Origin of the sequence: Amaricoccus sp. W119 (assembly GCF_047275745.1) — a bacterium.
GTDB lineage: Bacteria > Pseudomonadota > Alphaproteobacteria > Rhodobacterales > Rhodobacteraceae > Amaricoccus.
Map to the genome: position 1 here is coordinate 1 of NZ_JBKQWU010000006.1, position 21,996 is coordinate 21,996.

25 protein-coding genes are annotated in these 21,996 nt (G+C 69.5%); 14 read left to right on the top strand and 11 right to left on the bottom strand.

Translation table 11 applies throughout. The features are described 5' to 3' along the window. Positions 1-133: transposase (locus tag ACLJK8_RS05490; RefSeq protein WP_413149202.1), on the bottom strand; the 133-nt coding region annotated here is incomplete at its 3' end. 379 nt (positions 134-512) lie between these two features. Between ACLJK8_RS05490 and ACLJK8_RS05495 the strand changes: the two genes are divergently transcribed. The 11 genes from ACLJK8_RS05495 (at position 513) to ACLJK8_RS05545 (ending at position 11,517) form a co-directional block, all read left to right on the top strand. After that, on the top strand, positions 513-2,069 hold the full coding sequence (locus tag ACLJK8_RS05495; RefSeq protein ID WP_413149099.1) for an ABC transporter substrate-binding protein: 1,557 nt from the start codon (positions 513-515) through the stop codon (positions 2,067-2,069). A gap of 47 nt (positions 2,070-2,116) precedes the next feature. After that, positions 2,117-2,437 carry an MmcQ/YjbR family DNA-binding protein gene (locus tag ACLJK8_RS05500; RefSeq protein ID WP_413149203.1) on the top strand — a complete coding sequence of 107 codons (321 nt, stop codon included), beginning with the start codon at positions 2,117-2,119 and terminating at the stop codon, positions 2,435-2,437. Positions 2,438-2,441: 4 nt separating this feature from the next. Beyond that, complete coding sequence (locus ACLJK8_RS05505) at positions 2,442-3,386, top strand: ABC transporter permease (RefSeq protein WP_413149100.1); 945 nt, start codon at positions 2,442-2,444, stop codon at positions 3,384-3,386. After that, positions 3,386-5,356 carry a dipeptide/oligopeptide/nickel ABC transporter permease/ATP-binding protein gene (locus ACLJK8_RS05510; protein WP_413149101.1) on the top strand — a complete coding sequence of 657 codons (1,971 nt, stop codon included), beginning with the start codon at positions 3,386-3,388 and terminating at the stop codon, positions 5,354-5,356. The genes ACLJK8_RS05505 and ACLJK8_RS05510 overlap by 1 nt, the downstream gene beginning before the upstream one ends. After that, the gene (locus tag ACLJK8_RS05515; protein WP_413149102.1) at positions 5,353-6,375 is read left to right on the top strand and encodes an ABC transporter ATP-binding protein; all 1,023 of its coding nucleotides are present in this window, start codon (positions 5,353-5,355) and stop codon (positions 6,373-6,375) included. The genes ACLJK8_RS05510 and ACLJK8_RS05515 overlap by 4 nt, the downstream gene beginning before the upstream one ends. Before the next feature lie 293 nt (positions 6,376-6,668). Next, the gene (locus ACLJK8_RS05520; protein ID WP_413149103.1) at positions 6,669-7,184 is read left to right on the top strand and encodes a serine acetyltransferase; all 516 of its coding nucleotides are present in this window, start codon (positions 6,669-6,671) and stop codon (positions 7,182-7,184) included. Then, a complete protein-coding gene (locus tag ACLJK8_RS05525) occupies positions 7,181-8,761 on the top strand; it encodes an AMP-binding protein (protein ID WP_413149104.1) in 1,581 nt (526 codons plus the stop codon). The genes ACLJK8_RS05520 and ACLJK8_RS05525 overlap by 4 nt, the downstream gene beginning before the upstream one ends. A 51-nt stretch (positions 8,762-8,812) precedes the next feature. Continuing rightward, positions 8,813-9,049 (top strand): acyl carrier protein, encoded by a 237-nt coding sequence (locus ACLJK8_RS05530; RefSeq protein ID WP_413149105.1) that lies wholly within the window; start codon positions 8,813-8,815, stop codon positions 9,047-9,049. Then, positions 9,049-10,365 (top strand): type III PLP-dependent enzyme, encoded by a 1,317-nt coding sequence (locus ACLJK8_RS05535; RefSeq protein WP_413149106.1) that lies wholly within the window; start codon positions 9,049-9,051, stop codon positions 10,363-10,365. The genes ACLJK8_RS05530 and ACLJK8_RS05535 overlap by 1 nt, the downstream gene beginning before the upstream one ends. Before the next feature lie 73 nt (positions 10,366-10,438). Next, positions 10,439-10,675, top strand: coding sequence for an Lrp/AsnC family transcriptional regulator (locus ACLJK8_RS05540; protein WP_413149107.1), 237 nt, complete (start codon positions 10,439-10,441; stop codon positions 10,673-10,675). Between the two features lie 59 nt (positions 10,676-10,734). Next, a complete protein-coding gene (locus tag ACLJK8_RS05545) occupies positions 10,735-11,517 on the top strand; it encodes a VOC family protein (RefSeq protein WP_413149108.1) in 783 nt (260 codons plus the stop codon). A gap of 22 nt (positions 11,518-11,539) precedes the next feature. Here ACLJK8_RS05545 and ureG read toward each other — a convergent pair whose 3' ends face one another. The 10 genes from ureG to ACLJK8_RS05595 all read right to left on the bottom strand — a co-directional run bounded on the left by ureG (position 11,540) and on the right by ACLJK8_RS05595 (position 18,069). Beyond that, a complete protein-coding gene (gene ureG / locus ACLJK8_RS05550; RefSeq protein ID WP_413149109.1) occupies positions 11,540-12,178 on the bottom strand; it encodes an urease accessory protein UreG in 639 nt (212 codons plus the stop codon). Next, entirely contained in the window at positions 12,175-12,840 is a 666-nt protein-coding gene (locus ACLJK8_RS05555) for an urease accessory protein UreF (protein ID WP_413149110.1), read from the bottom strand. The genes ureG and ACLJK8_RS05555 overlap by 4 nt, the downstream gene beginning before the upstream one ends. Before the next feature lie 8 nt (positions 12,841-12,848). Beyond that, entirely contained in the window at positions 12,849-13,373 is a 525-nt protein-coding gene (locus tag ACLJK8_RS05560) for an urease accessory protein UreE (RefSeq protein WP_413149111.1), read from the bottom strand. Positions 13,374-13,483: 110 nt separating this feature from the next. Then, complete coding sequence (locus tag ACLJK8_RS05565) at positions 13,484-13,693, bottom strand: hypothetical protein (RefSeq protein WP_413149112.1); 210 nt, start codon at positions 13,691-13,693, stop codon at positions 13,484-13,486. A gap of 84 nt (positions 13,694-13,777) precedes the next feature. Continuing rightward, a complete protein-coding gene (locus ACLJK8_RS05570) occupies positions 13,778-14,005 on the bottom strand; it encodes a hypothetical protein (protein ID WP_413149113.1) in 228 nt (75 codons plus the stop codon). Between the two features lie 155 nt (positions 14,006-14,160). After that, a complete protein-coding gene (gene ureC, locus ACLJK8_RS05575) occupies positions 14,161-15,873 on the bottom strand; it encodes an urease subunit alpha (protein WP_413149114.1) in 1,713 nt (570 codons plus the stop codon). Positions 15,874-15,952: 79 nt separating this feature from the next. After that, positions 15,953-16,258: an urease subunit beta gene (locus ACLJK8_RS05580; protein WP_413149115.1), complete on the bottom strand. Its 306-nt coding sequence runs from the start codon at positions 16,256-16,258 to the stop codon at positions 15,953-15,955. Positions 16,259-16,266: 8 nt separating this feature from the next. After that, the gene (locus tag ACLJK8_RS05585) at positions 16,267-16,893 is read right to left on the bottom strand and encodes a HupE/UreJ family protein (protein WP_413149116.1); all 627 of its coding nucleotides are present in this window, start codon (positions 16,891-16,893) and stop codon (positions 16,267-16,269) included. A 21-nt stretch (positions 16,894-16,914) separates the two neighbouring features. Further along, the gene (locus ACLJK8_RS05590) at positions 16,915-17,217 is read right to left on the bottom strand and encodes an urease subunit gamma (RefSeq protein WP_413149117.1); all 303 of its coding nucleotides are present in this window, start codon (positions 17,215-17,217) and stop codon (positions 16,915-16,917) included. 27 nt (positions 17,218-17,244) lie between these two features. Further along, a complete protein-coding gene (locus ACLJK8_RS05595; protein WP_413149118.1) occupies positions 17,245-18,069 on the bottom strand; it encodes an urease accessory protein UreD in 825 nt (274 codons plus the stop codon). Between the two features lie 279 nt (positions 18,070-18,348). On the opposite strand from ACLJK8_RS05595, the gene ACLJK8_RS05600 reads away from it, so the two are divergent. The 3 genes from ACLJK8_RS05600 to preA all read left to right on the top strand — a co-directional run bounded on the left by ACLJK8_RS05600 (position 18,349) and on the right by preA (position 21,962). Continuing rightward, positions 18,349-19,686, top strand: a complete 1,338-nt coding sequence (locus ACLJK8_RS05600; RefSeq protein ID WP_413149119.1) for an NAD(P)-dependent oxidoreductase — start codon at positions 18,349-18,351, stop codon at positions 19,684-19,686. A 91-nt stretch (positions 19,687-19,777) separates the two neighbouring features. After that, entirely contained in the window at positions 19,778-20,590 is an 813-nt protein-coding gene (locus ACLJK8_RS05605; protein ID WP_413149120.1) for a class I SAM-dependent methyltransferase, read from the top strand. Between the two features lie 67 nt (positions 20,591-20,657). After that, a complete protein-coding gene (gene preA, locus ACLJK8_RS05610) occupies positions 20,658-21,962 on the top strand; it encodes an NAD-dependent dihydropyrimidine dehydrogenase subunit PreA (RefSeq protein WP_413149121.1) in 1,305 nt (434 codons plus the stop codon). Positions 21,963-21,996: the final 34 nt, after the last annotated feature.

The following is a 21,996-nucleotide window of genomic DNA, read 5'->3' on the forward strand; positions in this document are numbered from 1 at the left end:
CCCGGATGACATGGATGATCCCCGAGACCACCCGCCGGTCATCCACCCGAGGCACACCGCGCGGCTTGTTCGGCAGGAGCGGCTCCAGACCCGCGAACTGGGCCTCGGATAGCCAGAAATGGTGGCCAGACATAGTAAGCTCCCCAAAGTTTGGGAGTTTCCCAAGACGGATGGGAATCCGAATTATGGGTCCTGACGCTAGCGGCATGGTCCGGCAACCCAGGCCCACGGTATATCATGTTCTGCCGACCCGGCCGTTCGGGAGCGCAAGATTCAGAAGCGGTGCAACGATCGCGGGCCCTGGCCGTTCTCTTCGACAAGGAGGGTGCCGCCGCGATGCGCGAGCGGTGCGTTCGGTGTGCCGCTTTGGGTTATAACGATTGGAAATCCCACGCTTTTCTGCCGGACTGACCCGCGGGGGGTGGACGCCCGGCCCATAACCCTTAGGGTGGGCCCGGCGGCCCGCTCCTTCGCGGCGGTCGTTGCCCGGTTCCGGAGCAAGGGAGGGAAAGATGCGAATGGTTCTGGCCGCGGCCTTCTCGGCCGCCCTTCTGGTGGTCGGCGCCGGGACGGAGGCGCAGACGCCGCCGAATGTCCTCGTCATCGGCCAGATCGCCGAGCCGAAGTCGCTCGACCCGCACGCGGCGACGGCCTCGAACGACTTCCGCATCCTCGTCAACGTCTATGACGGGCTGGTGCGCTACAAACCCGGTACGCTGGAGGTCGAACCCGCGCTCGCCGAGAGTTGGGAGATCTCGGAGGACGGCACGACCTATACGTTCAGGCTCCGCGAGGGGGTGAGCTTCCACGACGGTTCCGAGTTCGACGCCGAGGCGGTGAAGTTCAACTTCGACCGGATGCTGAGGGAGGATCACCCCTCTCACGACACCGGGCCTTTCCCGCTCGCCTTCTTCTTCTCCGCCGTCGAGGAAGTGGCCGTCGTGGACCCGCTCACGGTCGCGTTCCGGCTCAAGGAGCCCTATGCGCCGCTCCTCTCCAATCTCGCCTATCCGACCGGGCTCATCGTCTCGCCGGCGGCGGTCGAGGAGCACGGGGCGGATTTCGGCCGGAACCCGAGCGGGACCGGGCCGTTCAAATTCGAGGAATGGCAGGCCAACAACCGCGTCGTGGTGAGCCGGAACGACGATTACTGGGACGGCGCGCCGACGCTGGAGGCGGCGATCTTCCGGCCCGTCGCGGATGCCAATACGAGGCTCGCGGAGATGATGTCGGGCGGTCTCGATGTCATGGTCGAAGTGCCGCCGGACGGTCTGGCGCAATTCCGCGAGGACGCGAGCGTCAAGGTCCATGAGCAGGCCGGGCCGCATCTCTGGTTCCTGATCCTGAACACCAAGGAAGGCCCCTTCGCCGAGAAGGCGGCGCGGCAGGCGGTCAACTACGCGATCAACAAGCAGGGGTTGGTCGAGAACGTGCTCCAGGGCACCGCCGAGGTGGCAGCCGGCCCGATCCCGCCCGCCTTCACCTGGGCGCATGATCCGGCGGTCGAGCCCTATCCCTACGATCCCGAGAAGGCCAAGGCGCTTCTCGCCGAGGCGGACTATGACGGGTCGGAGGTGACGTTCTACGTCGCAGATGGCGGCTCGGGGATGCTGGACCCGATCGCGATGGGAACGGCGATCCAGGCGGATCTGAAGGCGGTCGGCATGCCGGCGAAGATCGAGACCTATGAGTGGAACACCTTCCTCGGCAAGGTGAACCCCGGGCTTGAAGGTCAGGCGGACATGGCGGAAATGGCCTGGATGACGAATGATCCCGACACGCTGCCCTATCTCGCGCTCCGCTCCGAGGCGATGCCGGCGGAGGGAGGCTTCAACTCCGGCTACTATTCGAATCCGGAGGTGGACCGGCTGCTGACCGAGGCGCGCGCGACGACGAATCAGGAGGCCCGGGGCGCGCTCTATCGTCAGGTCGACCGGATCGTGCACGAGGACGCGCCCTGGCTCTTCGTCGCGAACTGGAAGCAGAGCGCGGTGACCTCGGCGGCGGTCGAGGGCTTCGCGCTCGAACCCTCGTTCTTCCTGCTCCTCCACAAGGTCTCGAAGCCCTGACACCGGACCCGGACATCGCGGACCGGCTACGGCGGATCTGTCTCGACCTGCCGGAAGCCACCGAGAAGGAGACCTGGGGCGATCCGACCTTCCGTGTCCGTGACCGCATCTTTGCCATGTTGAGGCGTGACGATGGCCGGGTCTCGGTCTGGACGAAGGCGCCGGAGGGCGCGCAGGAGGTGCTGATCGGCGCCGCGCCCGAGCGTTTCTTCCGCCCGCCCTATGTCGGGCCCAAGGGCTGGATCGGCATCCGGCTCGACACTGGGCCGAACCGGGACGGGGGACCGGACTGGGACGAGGTCGGAGGCCATGTCCGGCGGAGCTACGGCCTGGTCGCGCCGAGGAAACTCGCCAAGCTGATGGAGTGAGCCCATGGCCGCCTATCTCGCCAAGCGGCTGCTCGCCGCGATCCCGGTGCTGCTCGGGCTTTCGGTCATCGTCTTCCTGATCATGGCTTTGATCCCGGGCGATCCGGCGACCGCGATCCTCGGCGCCTATGCGACGCCCGAGAATGTCGCGACGCTGAACCGCCAGCTCGGCCTCGATCAGCCGTTGCCGAACCAGTACCTGATCTGGCTCGGCAATATCCTCCAGGGCGATTTCGGCCGGTCCTACGCGCTCAACCGGCCGGTTCTCGACGAGGTGCTGGAGCGGTTCCAGGCGACGCTGATCCTCGCGGGAACGGCGCTGGTCCTGGCCTCGCTCCTCGGGCTCCTCGCGGGCGTCGTCTCGGCGGTGCGCCAGTACGGCTGGACCGACAGGCTCGTGACCTTCGCGGTGCTGATCGGGATCTCGACGCCGTCGTTCTTTCTCGGCCTGCTGCTCATCCTCTTCTTCGCGGTGGGATTGCGCTGGTTTCCCGCGAGCGGCATGTACGCGGTCTACGGCGGCGGAGATCTGAAGGATCTCGCCTGGCACCTCGTTCTGCCCGCGATCACGCTCGCGGTCGTCGCGACCGGGGTGATCGCGCGGCTGACGCGCACCGCGATGCTGGAGGTGCTGCGGCAGGACTACATCCGCACCGCCCGCGCCAAGGGCCTGACCGAGCGGCGGGTGATCTGGCGCCATGCCTTCAAGGCGGCGCTGGTCTCGGTCATCCCGGTCATCGGCATCCAGGCGGGTTTCGTGCTCGGCGGCGCGGTCTATGTCGAGACGGTGTTCCAGTGGCCGGGCATCGGCTCGATGCTGGTGAGCGCGATCTCGACGCGCGACATCCTGCTCGCGCAGGGCGGCGTCCTCGTCGTCGCGGCCGCCTATGTGCTGTTCAATCTGGCGGCGGATATCGCCCAGACCCTGCTCGATCCGAGGCTCGGCTGATGGCCGGGGCGGTGATCGCCGAGCCTGCCACCGCCCGCCGGGGGAAGGGCCGGGCGGGCTTCTGGCGGCTGCTCCTCAACAACCGCCTCGCCGCCTGTGGCCTCCTCGTCCTCATGGCGATCGTGCTCGTCGCGCTCGCGGCGCCGCTGCTGCCCTTGCCCGATCCCGATCTCACGGCGCCCGCCGACCGGCTGATCCGGCCGCTCGAACCGGGGCATCCGCTCGGGACCGACGCGCTCGGGCGGGACATCCTCTCGCGGCTCATCTGGGGAACACGGGTCAGCCTCGCGGTCGGCATTTCGGCGACGCTCATCGCCGCCGTGCTGGGCTCGCTCATCGGCCTCGTCGCAGGCTACGCGGGCGGGCGGGTGGACAGCCTCCTGATGCGCGGCATCGACATGATCATGGCGTTTCCCTACATCCTGCTCGCGCTTGCCATCGTCGCTGTGCTGGGCCCCGGCCTCCTGAACGCGCTCTATGCGATCGCCGTGGTCAATATCCCGTTCTTCGCCCGCAATATCCGCGGCATCACGCTCGGCCTCGCGCGGCGGGAATTCGTCGACGCGGCGCGGCTGTCCGGGAAGTCGCATGTCCGGATTCTCCTTGGCGAGATCCTCCCGAACGTCCTGCCGGTCATCGTCATCACCATGTCGACGACAGTCGGCTGGATGATCCTCGAGACCGCCGGCCTTTCCTTCCTCGGGCTCGGCGCGCAGCCGCCCCAGGCCGATCTCGGCTCGATGCTGGGCGAGGGGCGCGGGGTGCTCTTCACGGCGCCGCATGTCGCGATCGTGCCCGGCCTGCTCATCTTCGCCCTCGTCATGAGCATCAATCTCGCCGGCGACGGCGTGCGCGACGTGCTCGATCCGCGGCTCCGCTCCGGGGCCCTCACCCGGCCTGTCGCGCGGACCGAGATCGCCCGCGCGCGCGTGCCGGAGGCCAGCCCGGCTCCGGGAGCGATGCTCGACGTTCAGGGGCTCAGGACCGAGTTCGCGATCGGGGGCGAGATCCATCGCGCGGTCGGTGGCGTCGATCTGGCGCTCGGCCGGGGGGAATGCCTCGGGTTGGTGGGCGAGTCGGGCTCGGGCAAGTCGGTAACCGCCATGTCGATCATGGGACTGGTTCCGACGCCACCCGGCCGGATCGCGGGCGGGGCGGCGCTTCTCGACGGCGAGGACCTCTTCTCGATGCCGGACGAGCGGATACGGCGGTTGCGCGGCTCCGAGGTCGCGCATGTCTTCCAGGACCCGCTTTCGACCCTGCATCCGCTCTTCACCGTGGGCGACCAGATCGTCGAGGCGATCCGCGCGCATGGCTCCCTCGACCGCCGCTCCGCCGAGGCGCGGGCCTTGGACCTGCTCGCGCTCGTACGCATCCCCAATCCCGCCGAGCGGTCGCGGGCCTATCCGCACGAGCTCTCGGGCGGCATGCGACAGCGGGTCTGCATCGCCATGGCGCTCGCCAACGACCCGCGCATCCTGATCGCCGACGAACCGACCACCGCGCTCGACGTGACGGTGCAGGCGCGGATTCTGGCGCTGATGGAGCGGCTGCGCCGGGAGCGCGACGCGGCGGTCCTGTTCATCACCCATGACTTCGGCGTGGTCTCGACGATCTGCGACCGGGTCGCGGTCATGTACGCGGGCCGCGTGGTCGAGACCGGCCCGACGCAGGCGATCCTCGACGCGCCGGCGCATCCCTATACCGCGCGGCTCATCGCCTGCGTCCCCGTGCTGGGCGAACCGGGGCGGCGGCTCGATGCGATCCCCGGCCGTCCGCCGATGGCGAACCGGTTGCCCGACGGCTGCGCCTTCGCGCCACGCTGTCCGCGCGCGACGCCGGAATGCCGGGAGGGCGAGATCGGGCTCGTGCCGGGCGAGGCGGGGAGGGCGGTGCGCTGTCTGCATCCGCTCGGTCCCGGCGAAGGACCGGGCGGCGGCGCGGGCGAAACCGCCGGAGAGCCCGCATGAACGACGCGCGCTTCCTGTCCATCGACCGCGTGGAACGCGTCTTCGGGGGCGGCCGGACGCTCTTCGGGACCGCGCGGCCCGGGGTGCACGCGGTTCAGGGCGTCTCGCTCGATGTCACCCGCGGCGAGACGCTGGGGATCGTCGGCGAGTCGGGCTGCGGGAAATCGACGCTCGCCCGGATGATCGTCGGGCTCGACCGGCCGACCGGTGGACGGATAACGCTCGAAGGACGCGACCTCGCCGCCGAGGCGGACCGCGATCCGAGGGCGCTGGCGCGGCGGGTCCAATATGTGTTCCAGGACCCGGTCGCCTCGCTCAACCCCCGCAAGACGATCCGCGCCATCCTCGAGGCGCCGCTCATCCATCTGCGCGGCCTGAACCGTTCGGCGCGCGCGGCGCGGCTGGCCAAACTCATGGAGGCGGTGAACCTCGCCCCCGAATTCCTCGAACGCTATCCGCATGAATTCTCCGGCGGGCAGGCGCAGCGCATCGGCATCGCCCGCGCGCTCGCCGCCGATCCCGACCTGATCGTGCTCGACGAGCCGGTCTCGGCGCTCGACGTTTCGGTCCAGGCGCAGGTTCTCAACATCCTCGACGGGCTGCGGGACAGGTTCGGCCTGACCTATGTCTTCATCAGCCATGATCTCGCGGTCATCGAAAGCGTCTCCGACCGGGTCGCGGTGATGTATTTCGGGCATGTCGTCGAGGTCGGCCGCGCCTCCGAGATCTTCGCCCGTCCGCGCCATCCCTATACGCGGCTGCTCCTCGCCTCGGTGCCGGCGCCGGGCCGGGCGGCGGCGGTGGCCGAGACCGGCGAGACCGAACTGCCCGATCCGTATCATCCCCCGCCGGGCTGCCCGTTCCACGCGCGCTGTCCGCGGGCGAGCGACATATGCCGCGCCGGTTTCCCGGCGAGCGCGCCGGCGCCGGGCCGTCCGGACCACCTGACCGCCTGCCATCACCCCGAGGACGGCGGCATGCCAGCGCCCGCGGCCGCGCCGGAATTTCAGCAGGGTTAACATGCGAGCCTCCGCCGGATCGCGCGGCGAGAACCGGCGCGACGCTGCCAGACCGACCATCGACACCCGACATCCGGGCCACGGGGCGGCGGTATCGCGGCCTTCCGGACCGAGCCGGATCTCCGGGTCCCGCGACGTGACCAGCCACCACCGACGCGTGTAACGCTCCTTTAACGCCGGCCTGCGATCACGATTCACATGTGTGAATTCATGGCCAGGGCCGTCGAATGCTGTTATCCGAGATCAGGGCCGATTATGCGCGGCACGGCAGGTCCGCGACGGACCCCGCATTCGTGTCCCTGGCTCTCTACCGCTACGGCCGCTGGGGTCTCGCCCGGCGGAGAGGCATCACGCGGTGGCTTGCCAGCAAGTCGTATGGATTCCTTGCGATCTTCATCTGCAATGTGACCAAGGTCTGGATTCCGCCCGGGGTCGATCTCGGCGAGGGATTCCATATCGTCCATGCCGAAGGCTCGCTCTCGATCCACCCCGACGCGGTGATCGGCAAGCGGCTCGGCGTCATGCACAACGTCACCATTGGCACCAACATGGGAGAGGGGGCCCCCATGATCGGCGATGATGTCTTCATCGGCGTGAACTCAACCGTGCTCGGCCCGATTCGCATCGGCGACCGCGTGCGGATCGCCGCGAACACCGCCGTCACCACGGATGTTCCCGACGATTCGATCGTTGTCGGCTCGCCGGCGAAGATCTACCCGAGGCTGAGCGCGCTCGTACGCTCGGCATCCGTGATCACACTGGCGCCGCTTCTCGCGTCCGCCCGCTTCCTGGTTCACCCCCTGACATGACCGGCGCGCTCAGCACCACGCTCTACCAGCTCTTCGCCGACAATCTGGCAGAGCGGGGGGAGAGGATCGCGGTGGTCGATCCGGACGCATCGGTGAGCTATGCCGAGCTTTCGGGCGAGGTCGACCGGATCGCGGGCTATCTCAAGGCCTGGCGGCTGCGCCCGGGCGAGCGCGTGATCGTCCATCTGCGCAAGGGCAGGTCCGAGGTCGCCGCGATGCTCGCGGTCGCAAAGCTCGGCTGCGTCGTCGTCAACGTGAACACGCAGTGGACGCACGAGCAACTCGCCTTCGTCGCCGAGGATTGCGGCGCGCGGGTCATGGTCGTCGAGCCGCGCGCCGCCGCCGGGGTCGCGCGGCTGGGGGTACCGGGCTCCGTCGCGCGGATACTGGTTCACGGCGAAGCGCCGGGCCGTCCGGGCTTCGACGGCTGGTCGAACCTGCCGCCGGGTTGCGTCGGCCCGGAGGTGCCGCGGCTCGACACCGATCTCGCGATGATCATCTACACCTCTGGCTCGACCGGGCTGCCGAAGGGCGTGATGCTGAGCCATCGCAACATCCTCGCCGGCGCGCGGTCGGTCGCGCGCTATCTCCGGCTTCGGGATGACGAGCGGCTCCTGAGCGTGCTGCCCTACAGTTTCGACTACGGGCTGAACCAGCTTACCACGATGTTGCTCCTCGGCGGCACGGTCGTGCATCAGCCGGTGGCGCTCGCGACCGAGATCGTCGAGACCATGATCCGCGAACGCGTGACCGGCGTCGCCGCCGTGCCGCCGCTCTGGAGCCAGATCGTGCGCCTGCTCGCGGAGGCGCCGCGGGCGTTCCCGGACCTTCGCCGCGTCACGAACTCGGGCGGGAGCATCCCGCGCAATATCCTGGAGCGGATGCCGGAGGTGTTCGGCGCGGCGGACATCTATCTCATGTACGGGCTGACCGAGGCGTTCCGCTCCACCTTCCTCTCGCCGAAACGCTTCGCCGCGAAGATGGGCGCGATCGGCAGGGCGATCCCCGGCAACGAGGTCCATGTGATCAAGCCCGGCGGCGGGATCGCGGGCCCGGGCGAGCAGGGGGAACTCGTCCACCGCGGGCCGCTCGTCAGCCTCGGCTACTGGAACCGGCCCGATGCGACGGCGGCGAAGATCCGCCCCTGTCCGGAGCTTCGCGCGCTGATCGGCGACGAGCCGGTGGTCCACAGCGGCGACACCGTGCGCGTCGACGCGGATGGCGATCTGTGGTTCGTCTCGCGCGACGATGCGATGATCAAGACCAGCGGCTTCCGCGTCAGCCCCGACGAGATCGAGGATCTCGTCTGCCGGTCGAACATGGTCGGCGACGTGGTCGCCTTCGGCGTCGCCGACGAGGAGCTTGGCCAGACCGTCCATGTCGCCGTCTCGCCGCTCCCCGGCTTCGAACTCGCAGGTCTCACCGCGCACTGCCGCGCGGTGATGCCGAGCTACATGGTGCCGCGCCGGTTCCATGTCTGGCCCGACCCGATGCCCCGGACCGCGAGCGGCAAGCTCGCACGGCCCGAGGTGATCCGGCGCTCCGGCCCGGACGGCCCGCGCCAGCATCCGACCTGACCCATTCCGCCCGACCCATTCGCCCGACCCATTCGTACGGAGGACCAACCGATGAGTCTGACCGCCGACCACCTCATTCTGTTCCTGAAGGACACGTTGCGGCTCGATGGCGACGTGACATCGGACAGTCCGCTCTTCACCAGCGGCGCGCTCGATTCCGTGGCGATGATGAACCTGATCGCCTTCGTCGAGGAACGCGCCGCGATCCAGGTCCGCGCCGACCAGGTGACGCTCGAGAATTTCGACACCGCCGGACGGATCGTCGCCTTCGCCAGCGCGGCCGCCTGATGGACGGGCAGGAGTTCACCGCGCTCGCGCCCGGCACGCCGATGACCGGCACGGCCACGACCGGTTCGCCCGGGTCGGAGACGCTCGACGAGTTGCTGGCGCGCTCCGCGCAGCGGTTCGGCACGCCGCAGTTCCTCTACGACACGGGTGCGATCGAAGCCCGGATCAACAAGTTGCGCGCCGCCTTCGGCGGACGCTTCGCGCTCAGCTACGCGGTCAAGGCCAATCCGAACCCGGGCTTGCTCGCCTGGCTGCGCGACCGCGTCGACTATCTCGACGTTTCCTCGATCGGCGAGTTCCACCGCGGGCGGAACGCGGGATGGGAGCCGGCGCGGGCGAGCTTCACCGGCCCCGCGAAGCGCGACCACGAATTGCGCGAGGCGATCGGCGGCGGGCTCGGCGAGCTCATCGTCGAGTCGCTTCGCGAGGCACGCCGCGCGAGCGCCATCGCCGGCGCGCTCGGCCGCGTGCAGGACGTGATGGTCCGGATCTCGCCTGACCGGGTGCCGAAGGGCTTCGGCGGGCATATGGCGGGCCAGACCAGCCCGTTCGGCATCGACGTTGAGGATGTCGATACCGCGCTTCCCGAGATCGCCGCGCTGCCGAACCTGCGGATCGTCGGGCTGCACATCTTCTCCGGCACCCAGAGCCTCAGAGCCGAGGCGATTGTCGAGAATTACGCGCTGCTGGCCGAGATCTTCCGGCAGGTCTCGGCGCGTCACGATCTCAGGCCCCGCAAGCTCGTCTTCGGTTCCGGCCTCGGCATTCCGTACCACGAGGGCGACATGCCGCTCGACCTCGGCGCCGTGGCGGCGGAGACCGTGCCGATGCTCGATGCGCTCCGGGCGGAACCGCGCTTCGCCGAGACCCGGCTGACGCTCGAACTCGGCCGCTATCTGGTCGGCGAGGCGGGATACTTCCTGGTCCGGGTCGTCTCGATCAAACGCTCGCGGGGGCGGACCATCGCGCTCTGCGACGGCGGCATGAACAACCACCTCCCGGCTTCCGGCCAGTTCGGCATGGTGATCGCGCGCAACTACCGGATGCACCTCGTTGGCGCCGATCCGGAGGCGGAACCGGTCGATGTCGATCTCTCCGGGCCGCTCTGCACCTCGATCGACAGGCTGGCGCGTGGCATCAGGCTGCCGCCGCTCGCCGAGGGCGACCTGATCGCCGTGCACCAGAGCGGCGCCTATGGCCCGACGGCGAGCCCGCTCGGCTTCATCAGCCATGGGCTCCCCGTCGAGGTGCTCGCGACCGGGCAGGGCCTCGTCGGAACCGGCCGGGTCAGCCTCTGCGTCGAAGCCCCGCGCTGAGGCTCGGGAGCGACAGAATCCCGATTGCATCCCTCCCGCCGCCCCGGCAGTTTGGCGGCGGGAGGAGATTTCGATGACCCTGGTCTTCATTCAGCTGCGCTGCGAACCCGGCCGGACCTACGAGGTCGCCGATGTGATCTACGATCGCGAGTTCGCCTCGGAACTCTATTCGACTTCCGGCGAATTCGACCTCCTGCTGAAGGTCTACATTCCCGAGGGGGAGGATGTCGGTCGCTACATCAACGACAGAATCCTCGACATTCCCCATATCGACCGGAGCCTGACGACGCTGACCTTCAAGGCGTTCTGACGGGCGCGGGCCGGTTCTGAACCCGCGCGCCGGCGCGGGCATCTTCAGGGAGGAAGCAGATGGCGAGACTGCATGGACAGCCCTGCTGGTACGAGCTGATGACCACGAAGGGCGGTCTCGAGAAGGCCGAGGCCTTCTACGCCGAGGTGCTGGGCTGGAGCTACAGGGACGCCAGCATGGAGGGGTTCGCCTATCACCTCGCCTCCGCCGGGGACGACATGGTCGCCGCGGCGATGGAGCCGCCGCCGGATGTCGGCGACATGCCGCCGTTCTGGATGATCTATTTCGCCGTCGAGAACGCCGACAAGGCGGCCGCGGATGTCGAGGCCGCCGGCGGAAGCGTGCACCGTCCCCCGGAGGACATTCCGGGCACCGGACGTTTCGCCATTTTCGCCGACCCGCTGGGCGCGGCCTTCGGCATCCTCGAGCCCGAACCGATGGAGGGCGGCGGCGCGGGCCATGCCTTCGACCAGACCAAGGCCGGACACGGCAGCTGGAACGAGTTGATGACGAGCGACCCGGAGGCGGGCTTCGGCTTCTACGCCGACCTCTTCGGCTGGGAGAGCGCGATGGTCGTGGACATGGGAGAGATGGGTCCCTACCGCATCTTCTCGCATGACGGCGGGCAGATCGGCGGTGTGATGGGGCTTGGCAACGCGCCGGCGCCCTGCTGGCTTCCGTACTTCGGCGTCAGGGATGTCGAGGAGGCCATCGGCCGGATCGAGGCCGCGGGCGGCAAGCACGCCTTCGGGCCGATCCAGGTGCCGGGCGGTTCCTTCATCGCCGTGGGTCAGGACAGCCTCGGCGCCTGGTTCGCGGTCGTCGGACCGAAGGAAGGCTGAGGGGTGCCAGCCCGGCCCCGGCTCAGCTTCGCGCCGTGGCGCCGAGCCCGCCGGCGGTCTCGATGAAGGCGATCACCTCGGGCACGCCGACGCCGTTCCGGATCTCGCAGAACTGGAAGGGCCTCTCGCCCCGCATCCTGCGCGAATCGCGGTCCATCACCTCGAGGCTGGCGCCGACATGGGGGGCGAGGTCGATCTTGTTGATGATGAGCAGGTCCGAGCGCGTGACGCCCGGGCCGCCCTTGCGCGGGATCTTGTCGCCGGCGCAGACGTCGATCACGTAGAGCGTGATGTCGGCCAGTTCCGGCGAGAAGGTGGCCGAGAGATTGTCGCCCCCCGATTCGATCAGCACCACGTCGAGATCGGGGAAGCGCTTCACCATCTCGTCGACGGCGGCGAGGTTGATCGAGGCATCCTCGCGGATCGCCGTATGCGGGCAGCCGCCGGTCTCGACACCGATGATGCGCTCGAGCGGCAGCGCCTGGCTCCGCATCAGGAATTCGGCGTCCTCGCGGGTGTAGATGTCATTGGTGATCGCGGCGATCGACCATCTGTCGCGCATCCGCTTGCAGAGCTGATCCATCAGCGCGGTCTTGCCGGCGCCGACCGGGCCGCCGATGCCGACGCGGAGAGGGCCGTGTGGGGATTTCCCATCCGTCATGAGCGATAGAGCCTCGTGTACTGGGTTTCGTGCAGCATGGCGGCGAGATCGGCGCCGAGCGCCGAGCCGCCGAGATCATCGAGCGTCGCCGCTTCCGCCTCCGCCGCGATCGCCGCGCAGAGCGGCATCAGATCCGCCGTGATCCGCTGCCCGTCGGTCTGGCCGAGCGGGATCAGCCGGACGCCGGCGGAGACGATATTGGCGGCGAAGCCCTGGAGAAACAGCGTCAGCGTCGGGCGAAGCGGCAGATCGAGCAGAGCCGCGGCCCGACCCACGGCGACCGGATAGGCCATCGCCGGCAGGTCGATCCCCCAGACCGCGGCCGTGGTCCGGGCGAAGGCGCCGCCCTGCGCCATGGTCTCCAGATGCCGTTCCGACGAGGGCGCCAGCGCCTCGGCCAGTTCCGCGAGCGGGGCGGGGTCCTCCGCGCGAAAGGTGGCGGCGAGCAGGATCGCGTCGCTCCGCCCCGCGCCATGGCGGAGCAGATCCTCGATCCAGTCGCGGAGCGCCTCGCGCCCGGTCACCTCACCCCGTTCCACCACCCATTCGAGGCCGTGCGAATAGGAATAGGCGCCCACGGGATAGGCGGGCGAGAACCAGCTCGCGAGGATCTGGGTCGCATCGACGTTCCGCGCCCGGGGGGCAGGCCGGGTGTCAGACATGCCGGATCTCAGACATGGTGGAGCCCCGACGGGCCGTGGCCCTCGCCGCGCGGATCGTCGGTCGCGCCGCCGTGGTGATGCCCGTGGGTGCGCCCGGTGCCATAGGCGCCCCCCTCCGGGTTGAAGGGCGAGAGCAGCGGCCTGAGCGTCGCGCCAAGCCGGGTGAGCATGGCTTCGAGCACATGGTCACGGCGGATCAGCAGGTGATCGGCCGCGACCTCGCAGGGGGTATGGCGGTTGCCGACATGCCAGGCGAGCCGCGCCAGCCCGCCTGGAACGGCCCGGACCTCGACCAGCGGCTCGGCCGCCGCCGCGACCGCGATCCGCGTCCCGTCCTCGGCCAGCAGTACGTCGCCCTCGTTGAGCGAGACGGTCTCCGCGAGATCGACGAGTACCGTCGCGCCCGAGGCGGTCGTCAGGCTCTTGCGGCGCAGGAAGCGCGCCTCGTAGTCGAGGACGACCTTGTCCGCTCCGGGGAGCGGCGCGGGAAGCGTCCCGGCGCGTTCGACGCGGTGACAGATCAGGCGGGTCATGCGGGCGGCGCGGCTCCCTGACGAAAAATCGGCGGCGGCACTATCGCAACCTTCGCCTGCCCGGTCGAGAGCGGATCGCGGCGGGGCGCCGGATCGGCCACCCGCTTCGGTCAGTCGCGGCCGAAACAGAGGTTCCGCCATTGCGTCCGCGCGGTCGGATCGGCGGGCGGCTGGTTGCAATAGCCGGGACCCATGCCGCCCGCCGAACCGCCGCTCTTCGGCGTCTGGCGGGTCGCTTCGGTGACGGGCGTGAACCCGGCGCAGCCTGCGAGCAGGGACGCGCCGAGGATAACGAACAGGGCTGATCGGATCGGAGGCATCGGCTTTCTCCCACTGATGTCGCGATCCGAGTATCGCAGCGGCGGCACGGCGGGTCGAGCCCGCGCGCCGCCGAAGCGCATGGATCAGAAGGTGGTATGGCCCCGGAAGGCGAAGGGGATGATCCCGGCGCGATCGATGCCGATCCGGGCCAGTTCCTTGTCGGTCATCCTCTGGAGCCGCACCGCGAGTTCGGCGCATTCCGCGAGATTCGACCTTTCGCCCATGCGGACGAGGGCTTCGACAAGCCATGCTCCGGCGCGGACGATCGGATTGGCACGGGTCGAGACGGTGTTGGTATTGGCAAGAGTCATTTGGAAACCTCCTGGTTGCTAGGTGATTTCCTCCCTGTCCATGACATCGCCCGTCGGGCCCGGGATTTCCAGCGCCGATCGGGAATGGCCGCCATGCGCCCCGGGGGACGCCGCCGGAAACAGTCCGTTGCCGAGACGCCCCGCGCGCCCCGGCGTCAGAACAGGAAATAGCGCTGCGCCATCGGCAGTTCGCGCGCCGGCTCGCAGGTCAGGATCTCGCCATCGGCGCGCACCTCGTAGGTCTCCGGATCGACCTCGATCACCGGGCAGGCGTCGTTGAGCTTCATCGCCGCCTTGCCGATGCCGCCGCGCGTGTTCTCGACCGCGAGGAGTTCCTTCGCGAGCCCGAGCTTCTCGCGCAGCCCCGAGGCGACGGCGGCGGCCGAGGCGAAGATGATCGCGTTATGCTCGACCGAACGCCCCATCGACCCCCACATCGGCCGGGTATAGACCGGCTGCGGCGTCGGGATCGAGGCGTTCGGATCGCCCATCTGCGCCACGACGATGACGCCGCCCATCAGCACCATCTCGGGCTTCACGCCGAAGAAGGCCGGCGACCAGAGCACGAGATCGGCGCGCTTGCCGGGTTCGAGCGAACCGATGTCGCGGCTGACGCCATGGGCGATCGCCGGGTTGATCGTGTATTTCGCGACATAGCGCTTCACCCGCGCATTGTCGTTGTCGCCGGTCTCCTCGGGCAGTCGCCCGCGCTGGACCTTCATCTTGTGCGCCGTCTGCCAGGTCCGGATGATCACCTCGCCGATCCGGCCCATCGCCTGGCTGTCCGACGAGATGATCGAGAGCGCGCCCATGTCGTGCAGGATGTCCTCGGCGGCGATGGTCTCCTTGCGGATACGGCTCTCGGCGAAGGCCACGTCCTCGGGGATCGACTTGTCGAGGTGGTGGCAGACCATGAGCATGTCGAGATGTTCCTCGAGCGTGTTCACGGTGTAGGGCCGCGTCGGGTTGGTGGAGGAGGGGATGACGTTCGCGAGCCCCGCGAGCTTCAGGATATCGGGCGCGTGGCCGCCGCCGGCGCCTTCGGTGTGGAAGGCGTGGATCGTCCGGTCCCCGACGGCGGCGATGGTGTTCTCGACGAAACCCGATTCATTGAGCGTATCGGTATGGATCATCACCTGCACGTCCATCTCGTCGGCGACCGAGAGGCAGCAGTCGATGGCCGCGGGCGTCGTACCCCAGTCCTCGTGAAGCTTCAGGGCGCAGGCGCCGCCCTCGACCATCTCGACGAGCGCGCCGGGCAGCGAGGCATTGCCCTTGCCGGCGATCCCGATGTTCATCGCCACGCCGTCGACCGCCTGCATCATCCGCCCGATATGCCACGGTCCCGGTGTGCAGGTCGTCGCCAGCGTGCCATGCGCGGGCCCCGTGCCGCCGCCGAGCATCGTCGTCAGCCCGGCGTGCAGCGCGTCCTCGATCTGTTGCGGGCAGATGAAATGGACATGCGCGTCGAAACCGCCCGCGGTCAGGATCTTGCCCTCGCCCGCGATCGCCTCGGTGCCGGGGCCGATGATGATGTCGATGCCTGCTTGGGTATCCGGATTGCCGGCCTTGCCGATCGCCGCGATCCGCCCGTCCCGGAGCCCCACATCCGCCTTGTAGATCCCCGACCAGTCGATGATCAGCGCGTTGGTGATGACGGTATCGACCGCGCCCTCGGCCCGCGTCGCCTGGCTCTGGCCCATGCCGTCGCGGATCACCTTGCCGCCCCCGAACTTCACCTCCTCGCCATAGGTGGTGAGGTCGCGCTCGACCTCGATGAAAAGCTCGGTATCGGCCAGCCGGACCCGGTCTCCGGTGGTCGGGCCGTACATGTCGGCATAGGCGGCGCGGGAGATCCGGGTGGGCATGTTCGTCCTTTCGAGGCTTCGCGGGCGGAGTGACGCGCGCGTCATCGCGGGCAGCGGCGTCGGTCGGTCTGGTCTCCCGTCAGAGCGGTCCCATGACCTTCTGGTTGAACCCGTAGATCTCGCGCCCGCCGCCGATCGGGACCAGGCGCACGTCGCGCGTCTGGCCGGGCTCGAAGCGGACGGCGGTGCCGGCCGCGATGTCGAGCCGCATGCCCCGCGCCGCCTCGCGGTCGAAGGCCAACCCGGGGTTGGCCTCGGCGAAATGGTAGTGGCTGCCGACCTGTATCGGCCGGTCGCCGGTATTGGCGACGCTGAGCGTCAGCGTTTCGGCGCCCTCGTTCAGCGTGATCTCGCCCTCGGCGGGGAGGATCTCTCCGGGGATCATGGCGCCGCTCAGGCGAAGGCGAGGAAAAGACCGGCGGCGGCGGTCAGGCCACCGAGGCCGCGGGCGAAGGCCGGCCGGCCGAAGGCGCCGGCGAGGAAGCCGAGGCCGAGGCCGAGCGCGTGCAGTCCGGCCGTCGAGATCACGAAACCGGCCGCGTAGGGCAGGCCGCCCAGCACCGGCCCCTCGAGCCCGTGCGCGTAGCCATGCGCGACGCCGAAAAGCCCGATCGTCGCGCAGGCGAGGCCGACCGGCGGGCGCAGCGCGAGGGCGATCGCGGCGCCGAGGACGAGGACCGAGGCGAGGATCGCCGGTTCGATCACCGGCAGCGCCATGCCCTGAAAGCCGAGGAAGCCGCCGAGCAACATCGCGCCGACGAAGCTCGCCGGATAGGCCCAGACCGCGCGTCCGCCGGTCATCGCCGCGAAGACGCCGACCGCGACCATGGTGAGCAGGTGGTCGGCCCCGAGCAGCGGATGCATCAGCCCCGCGTGCAGCGGCATGGCGCCGGCTCCGACTCCGGCTCCGACCTCGGCCCCGACCCCGCTATGCGCCATCGCGGCGACCGGCAGGAGGGCCATGAGGAGGAGGGCCGCGGGCAGGAGCGGGGCGGCGAGGACGGCGAGGCTGTGTCGCATGGGGCGCGTCTCCTTCGGGGTTCAGCGGATCGGGTTGTGGACGGTAACGAGCTTGGTGCCGTCGGGGAAGGTCGCTTCGACCTGCACGTCGTGGATCATCTCGGCGATCCCTGCCATGCATTGCTCGGCCGTCACGACATGGGCGCCCGCCTCCATCAGTTCGGCGACCGACCGGCCGTCGCGGGCACCCTCGACCACGTAGTCGGTGATGAGCGCGATCGCTTCTGGATGGTTGAGCCTGACCCCGCGCGCGAGGCGCCCCCGCGCCACCATCGCGGCGAGCGAGACGAGGAGCTTGTCCTTTTCACGGGGTGTCAGATGCATCGGGATCTCGCCTTTCGGGCTTTCGGTTCAGAGCGACCAGACGCGGGGCAGGGCGGCCCCCCGGAGCGCTTTCAGGAGGCGGAACAGCATTTGGCGCAGCGGCGCCGCGTCGGGGGCGAGGAGGCGCAGGATCAGCACGCCGGGCTTCGCCGAGGCGGCGGCCGGCAGATCGGTCTCCGCCAGCAGCCTCCGCGCCTCGGCGAGCCGGTCCTCGGCGCCGGGAGCGACATGGACGAGCGTCGCGAAGGCGCGCGCGCCGCGCAAGGTGGCGCGGCCCCGTGTCCCGACGGTGATGTCGGGGCCGAGCCTGAGGGCCTCGGCATGGACGAGCCGGCCGCCGCGGCGGACCCGCCAGTGATCGGTGATCGAGGCACCGCGGAGCGTCTCGCCCATCGCCGCGCGGCCGAGAACCACGCTTTCCAGCAGCGTGAGCCGTGCGTCCTCGGCCATCTCGACGGTGAGCCTGCGCGCGAGCCGGCCGCCTTCGAAGAGGATCGTCTCCTGCGGCAGCCAGTCGAGCCGCGCCCGCGGCCCGAGCGAGAGCGCCACATCGACCATTCCGACACCGCCCGAGGAGCGATAGATCCGCTCCGCGGCCTGGGTCGTCACGGTCATGCCCGCGCCCGCGCCGGCGGCGGCGGCATAGGCGAGCCGGTCGCCTCCGGTGATGCCGCCCGAGGTATTGATCAGGATCGCTTCCGGCATCGCCCCGTGCACCCGGGGCAGGAGTGCCTTGGCGCAGCCGGCCTGGTAGAGCCGGCGCAGCCTGGTCGCCCCGCGCGAGACCTCCATCGCCACCTCGGCGCGGCCTTCGGCGCGCTGCTGGCGGATGGGCGGGACTTCGATCTGCATTCGGGGCGCGTTCCAGGCCTTGAAGGGAGACCAAAGCCTTAGGCATCGCCCGCCGCGAGAGGCAACGGATTTGCCTCGCACGATGACACCGCGGTCGGTTCAGCGCGGATTTGCGTAAAGTTTCAGCATGGATGCTCATTGAGCGGGCCGATCGTGACCGGAGCCCGGACCCGGATCGCGCCGGTCACCGGGTCGAAACGGGGCTGATTTTACCAGTTGATCAAAAAAAGACGCTGTGCCAGCCTCCGTCCTGACAGCCACGCGCGTCGGGAGAGGTCCATGATACCCACACCGCGGACCCCGGGCATCGCCCCGGGTCGCCTGCCCGCCGAGGAAATCGCCCAGAATTTCGCCGATATCGCGCCGCCCTTCACGACGCATGAGGCGCTGGTCGCCGCCGACCGCTGCTATTTCTGCTACGACGCGCCCTGTGTCGCGGCCTGTCCGACGACGATCGACATCCCGCTCTTCATCCGCCAGATCGCCACCGGCACGCCGGAGGCGGCGGCGCGCACGATCCTGAGCCAGAACATCCTCGGCGGCATGTGCGCCCGCGTCTGCCCGACCGAGACGCTTTGCGAGGAAGCCTGCGTGCGCGAGGCGGCGGAGGGCAGGCCGGTCGAGATCGGCCGGCTGCAGCGCCACGCCACCGACACGGCGATGGCGAGGGGCGGGCAGCCGTTCGAACGGGCGACGCCCACCGGCCGCCGCGTCGCCGTCGTCGGCGCCGGACCGGCGGGGCTCGCCTGCGCGCACCGGCTCGCGATGCTGGGCCATGACGTGGTGCTCCACGATGCGCGGCCGAAGGGCGGCGGGCTCAACGAATTCGGCATCGCCGCCTACAAGGCGCCGGACGGCTTCGCCCAGGCGGAACTGGAATGGCTGCTCGGCATCGGCGGAATAGAGGTGAGATACGGCGCGCGGCTCGGCGGCGACCTGTCGCTCAAGGATCTGCGCGCGAGCTACGACGCGGTATTCCTCGGGATCGGCCTTGGCGGCGTGAACGCGCTCGAGGCCGGGGGCGCGGACCGCGACGGCGTGCGCCCGGCGGTCGAGTTCATCGCCGAGCTGCGGCAGGCCGAGGATCTGGCGCGGCTCGCGGTCGGCCGGCGCGTGGTCGTGGTCGGCGGCGGCATGACGGCGATCGACGCGGCGGTGCAATCGAAACTCCTCGGCGCCGAGGAGGTGACGATCCTCTACCGCCGCGGCCGCGAGAGGATGTCCGCCTCGGACTACGAACAGGACCTCGCCACGGCCCACGGGGTACGCATCATCTCCGGTGTGATCCCGGTCCGGATGAACGGCAACGGCGCGGTGCGCGAGGTCGAATGCGCCTATGTCGAGGACGGGCCGCAGGGCCTGAGGGAGACGGGCGAGACCTTCACGCTCAAGGCCGATCAGGTGTTGACCGCGATCGGACAGGCGCTGGGAGAGGGCGTCCCGCCGAAGCTCGAGCTCGAACGGGGCAAGATCCGCGTCTCCGGCGCCGGCCGGACCAGCCTGCCCGGCGTCTGGGCGGGCGGGGACTGCGCCTCGGGCGGGAACGATCTCACGGTGACCGCGGTCGCCGAGGGCCGTGACGCGGCGATGGACATCCACCGCGCCCTGACGGGATGATACGGGCACCCGCTGGCAAGAGTCGGCTGGGACGAGGGGGGGGAACGGACTGGCGGGAACGGACTGGCGGGACGAGATGGGGGGCCTGGGAATGGCCGCGGAGACGTCGGAACTGTGGGAGGTGGAGGCCCGGGTCGCGGCCTATTACGGCGGCGTGGGTCTGGTGGAGCGGATCGAGGAGGACCTCGCCCGCGGCTTCAACGGCGATCTCTCGCCCGAGGGCGCGCGCCTCTACGGTTCGTTCCATATCGGGGGCGCGGAGGCGGTCGAGCGCCTGCTCGACGCCATGCCGCCCCTCGCGGGCCAGGCGGTGCTCGACATCGGCTGCGGCGTGGGCGGGGCGGTGCGCGCGCTGACCCGGCGGGGCGCGCTCGGCTGGGGCCTCGATCTGACGCCCGAGTTCATCGCGGCGGCGCGCAAGCTCAGCCGCATGATCGGCGCGGACCCGGCGGTCTTCGAGGTCGGAAGCGCGCTGGCCCTGCCGTATCGCGACCGCGCCTTCGACCATGCGATCATGCTCCATGTGGGCATGAACGTCGCCGACAAGCGCGGCGCGATGGCGGAGGCGGGCCGCGTCATCCGTCCGGGCGGCGCGTTCGCGATCTATGACATCATGCGCGTCGGCGCGGGCGAGGTGACCGAGCCGCTGCCCTGGGCGGGCGAGGCGGAAAGCTCCTTTCTCGACTCCCCCGGCGCCTATGCCACCGCCGCCGCGCTCTGGTTCACCGAAGCCGCGCGGGTGACGCGGAGCGAGGAGGGGATCGCCTTTCTCGAAGCCCTCACCGACCCCGCCGAACCGCGGCCGATCTCCGAGGCGATGCGCGAGAAGATCGCGAATCTCGACGCGGCGTTCCGGAGCGGCGCGCTCGCTCCGGTGGAGATGATCCTGACGCGCCGCAGCTGACCCGCCGGCGCGACGACGGAGTTGCCCCGGCGGCGGCCGAACCGGCGACCACACGAAGGAGGCGAGAATGGCCGATCTTTCCATCGATTTCGTGGGCATCAGATCCCCGAACCCGTTCTGGCTCGCCTCGGCGCCGCCGACGGACAAGGAATACAACGTCCGCCGCGCCTTCGAGGCCGGCTGGGGCGGCGTGGTCTGGAAAACCCTCGGGCTCGACCCGCATATCGTGAACGTCAACGGCCCACGCTACGGCGCGGTCTGGGGCGCGGACCGGCGGCTGCTCGGCCTCAACAACATCGAACTCATCACCGACCGCCCGCTCGACGTGAACCTGCGCGAGATCAAGGCGGTCAAGCGCGACTGGCCCGACCGCGCGCTCGTCGTTTCGCTGATGGTGCCCTGCGACGAGGAAAGCTGGAGCTCGATCCTGCCGCTCGTCGAGGAAACCGGCGCCGACGGGGTGGAACTCAACTTCGGCTGCCCGCATGGCATGAGCGAGCGCGGGATGGGCTCCGCTGTCGGTCAGGTGCCGGAATACATCGAGATGGTCGCGCGCTGGTGCAAGGCGCATACCCGGATGCCGGTGATCGTGAAGCTCACGCCCAATATCACCGACATCCGCTTCCCGGCGCGCGCCGCGCACAAGGGCGGCGCCGACGCGGTCTCGCTCATCAACACCGTGAGTTCGATCACCAGTGTCGATCTCGACAGCTTCAGCCCGGAACCCTCGATCGACGGCAAGGGCAGCCACGGCGGGTATTGCGGCCCGGCGGTGAAGCCCATCGCGCTCAACATGGTGGCCGAGATCGCCCGCGATCCGGAAACGGCCGGCTTCCCGATCAGCGGCATCGGCGGCGTCACGACATGGCGGGACGCCGCCGAGTTCATCGCGCTCGGCGCCGGATCGGTGCAGGTCTGCACGGCGGCGATGACCTATGGCTTCCGCGTGGTCCAGGAGATGATCTCCGGCCTGACGCAATGGATGGACGAGAAGGGGCACCCGGATATCGACGCGATCCGGGGCCGCGCCGTGCCCAATGTCACGGACTGGCAGTATCTCAACCTCAACTATGTCGCCAAGGCGCGGATCGATCAGGATCTCTGCATCCACTGCGGCCGCTGCTACGCCGCCTGCGAGGATACCTCGCATCAGGCGATCGCGATGAAGCCCGGGCGCATCTTCGAGGTGAAGGACGACGAATGCGTCGCCTGCAACCTCTGCGTCAACGTCTGCCCGGTGGAGGGTTGCATCTCGATGGAGGAGATGCAGCCGGGGGCGGTGGACCCGCGCACGGGCCGGGTGGTCGAGCGCGAATATGCGAACTGGACAACCCACCCGAACAACCCGATGGCGCCGAAGGCGGCGGAATGATCCGCCGAGGCCGCTGACGGGGCCGGCCGAGGCA

Bases quoted from the DNA above. Each gene is read 5' to 3' on its own strand.
- ACLJK8_RS05495 (WP_413149099.1), top strand. From the start codon at position 513: ATGCGAATGGTTCTGGCCGCGGCCTTCTCGGCCGCCCTTCTGGTGGTC.
- ACLJK8_RS05505 (WP_413149100.1), top strand. From the start codon at position 2,442: ATGGCCGCCTATCTCGCCAAGCGGCTGCTCGCCGCGATCCCGGTGCTG.
- ACLJK8_RS05510 (WP_413149101.1), top strand. From the start codon at position 3,386: ATGGCCGGGGCGGTGATCGCCGAGCCTGCCACCGCCCGCCGGGGGAAG.
- ACLJK8_RS05515 (WP_413149102.1), top strand. From the start codon at position 5,353: ATGAACGACGCGCGCTTCCTGTCCATCGACCGCGTGGAACGCGTCTTC.
- ACLJK8_RS05525 (WP_413149104.1), top strand. From the start codon at position 7,181: ATGACCGGCGCGCTCAGCACCACGCTCTACCAGCTCTTCGCCGACAAT.
- ACLJK8_RS05530 (WP_413149105.1), top strand. From the start codon at position 8,813: ATGAGTCTGACCGCCGACCACCTCATTCTGTTCCTGAAGGACACGTTG.
- ACLJK8_RS05535 (WP_413149106.1), top strand. From the start codon at position 9,049: ATGGACGGGCAGGAGTTCACCGCGCTCGCGCCCGGCACGCCGATGACC.
- ACLJK8_RS05540 (WP_413149107.1), top strand. From the start codon at position 10,439: ATGACCCTGGTCTTCATTCAGCTGCGCTGCGAACCCGGCCGGACCTAC.
- ACLJK8_RS05545 (WP_413149108.1), top strand. From the start codon at position 10,735: ATGGCGAGACTGCATGGACAGCCCTGCTGGTACGAGCTGATGACCACG.
- ureG (WP_413149109.1), bottom strand. From the start codon at position 12,178: ATGACGGATGGGAAATCCCCACACGGCCCTCTCCGCGTCGGCATCGGC.
- ACLJK8_RS05555 (WP_413149110.1), bottom strand. From the start codon at position 12,840: ATGTCTGACACCCGGCCTGCCCCCCGGGCGCGGAACGTCGATGCGACC.
- ACLJK8_RS05560 (WP_413149111.1), bottom strand. From the start codon at position 13,373: ATGACCCGCCTGATCTGTCACCGCGTCGAACGCGCCGGGACGCTTCCC.
- ACLJK8_RS05565 (WP_413149112.1), bottom strand. From the start codon at position 13,693: ATGCCTCCGATCCGATCAGCCCTGTTCGTTATCCTCGGCGCGTCCCTG.
- ACLJK8_RS05570 (WP_413149113.1), bottom strand. From the start codon at position 14,005: ATGACTCTTGCCAATACCAACACCGTCTCGACCCGTGCCAATCCGATC.
- ureC (WP_413149114.1), bottom strand. From the start codon at position 15,873: ATGCCCACCCGGATCTCCCGCGCCGCCTATGCCGACATGTACGGCCCG.
- ACLJK8_RS05580 (WP_413149115.1), bottom strand. From the start codon at position 16,258: ATGATCCCCGGAGAGATCCTCCCCGCCGAGGGCGAGATCACGCTGAAC.
- ACLJK8_RS05585 (WP_413149116.1), bottom strand. From the start codon at position 16,893: ATGCGACACAGCCTCGCCGTCCTCGCCGCCCCGCTCCTGCCCGCGGCC.
- ACLJK8_RS05590 (WP_413149117.1), bottom strand. From the start codon at position 17,217: ATGCATCTGACACCCCGTGAAAAGGACAAGCTCCTCGTCTCGCTCGCC.
- ACLJK8_RS05595 (WP_413149118.1), bottom strand. From the start codon at position 18,069: ATGCAGATCGAAGTCCCGCCCATCCGCCAGCAGCGCGCCGAAGGCCGC.
- ACLJK8_RS05600 (WP_413149119.1), top strand. From the start codon at position 18,349: ATGATACCCACACCGCGGACCCCGGGCATCGCCCCGGGTCGCCTGCCC.
- ACLJK8_RS05605 (WP_413149120.1), top strand. From the start codon at position 19,778: ATGGCCGCGGAGACGTCGGAACTGTGGGAGGTGGAGGCCCGGGTCGCG.
- preA (WP_413149121.1), top strand. From the start codon at position 20,658: ATGGCCGATCTTTCCATCGATTTCGTGGGCATCAGATCCCCGAACCCG.